Source organism: Streptomyces sp. BR123, from assembly GCF_013401435.1.
In the GTDB taxonomy this organism is placed as follows: Bacteria; Actinomycetota; Actinomycetes; order Streptomycetales; family Streptomycetaceae; genus Streptomyces.
Window position 1 is genome coordinate 1 of sequence record NZ_JACBGN010000606.1, and the last position, 1,285, is coordinate 1,285.

The 1,285-nt window shown below is 67.4% G+C and carries 1 protein-coding gene and 1 pseudogene; both read right to left on the reverse strand.

Translation table 11 applies throughout. The annotated features are described in order from the left end of the window. Window positions 1-40: 40 nt before the first annotated feature. Window positions 41-913, reverse strand: coding sequence for an IS3 family transposase (locus HYE82_RS36600; protein ID WP_179178531.1), 873 nt, complete (start codon window positions 911-913; stop codon window positions 41-43). 17 nt (window positions 914-930) lie between these two features. After that, window positions 931-1,230, reverse strand: a pseudogene (locus tag HYE82_RS36605) (transposase); the annotation flags it as partial. Window positions 1,231-1,285: the final 55 nt, after the last annotated feature.

The following is a 1,285-nucleotide window of genomic DNA, read 5'->3' on the forward strand; positions in this document are numbered from 1 at the left end:
TGAGCCTGTTCCGCTTTGACGGACACCATCGGTGTGGTGGTCAGGCCGCGAGGGCGGCCTCGTAGTCGGCGGGTGTGCGGTAGCCGAGGCTGCTGTGCAGCCTCCGCAAGTTGTACCAGCTCTCGATCCACTCGAATATCTCGGTGCGGGCGCCAGCCCGGCTCGGCCATGTGCGGGTGTCACCCAGTTCGTTCTTCAAGGTGGAGAAGAAGGACTCGGCCAGTGCGTTGTCCCAGCACTGCCCGGTGCGGCCCACCGAGAGCCGGATGTCGAACTCCGAGGCCAGGATGGCGAATTCGCGGCTGGTGTACTGGCAGCCGCGATCCGAGTGGAAGATCACCGGACCGGCTGGGCGACGGGTGCGGCAGGCGGCTCGCAGGGCGTCCGCGACCAGCTCGGTTCGCAGGTGGTCGGCAGTGGCCCAGCCCACGATGCGGCGGGAGGCGATGTCGATGACGGTGGCCAGGTAGAGCCAGCCTTCGTCAGTGGCGATGTAGGTGATATCGCCGCACCAGCGGGTGTCGACCGCTTCCGGGTCGGGCTGGAAGTCGCGGAGGACCAGGTCGGGACGGCTGGCCGCGTGCGGGTCGGGGATCGTGGTGCGGTGTCGTCGCCTGCGATGCCGCCCCGCCAGGCCGGCCTGGCGCATCAGCCTTGCGACCCTTCGACGGCCGCACTCCTCGCCCTGGCGTTTGAGGACCGCGTGGACACGCGGGGCCCCGTAGGTGCCCCGAGACTGCTCGTGCACGGCGGTGATCTGCTCGGTCAGCTCAGCATCGCGCACCGCACGGGGACCAGGGTTGTCGGTGAGGCGGGCGTAGAAGGCGGCTCGGGAGACCTTGAGCAGTTCACACGCCCGCTTGACGTTGTGACCTGCGGTTTTCTCCGCCTCGATGAACGGGTGCACCGTCACCGGGTCTCCTTCGCGAAGAAAGCCGTCGCACGCTTGAGGATCTCCACGTCCTCCCTCAGCCTGCGGTTCTCCCGCCGCAAGGCGGCCAGTTCCTCGCGTTCGCTGCTGGTCAGGCCGTCGCGTTCGCCCGCGTCGACCTCGGCCTGCTTCACCCAATCCCGCACCGCGGTCTCGGTCAGGTCGAAGTCCTTGGCAACCTGACCGACCGAGCGGTCCCCGCGTCGGCACAGCTCGACTATCTCGGCTTTGAACTCCGACGTGAACGAGCGGCGAGGGCGAGGCTTCTTCTTCCCCATGCTCTCCATGATGGACATCATCCTTCCGGGACCGAAGCCCCTGATCACTGATGTCCGTCAAAGCGGATCAAGCCCA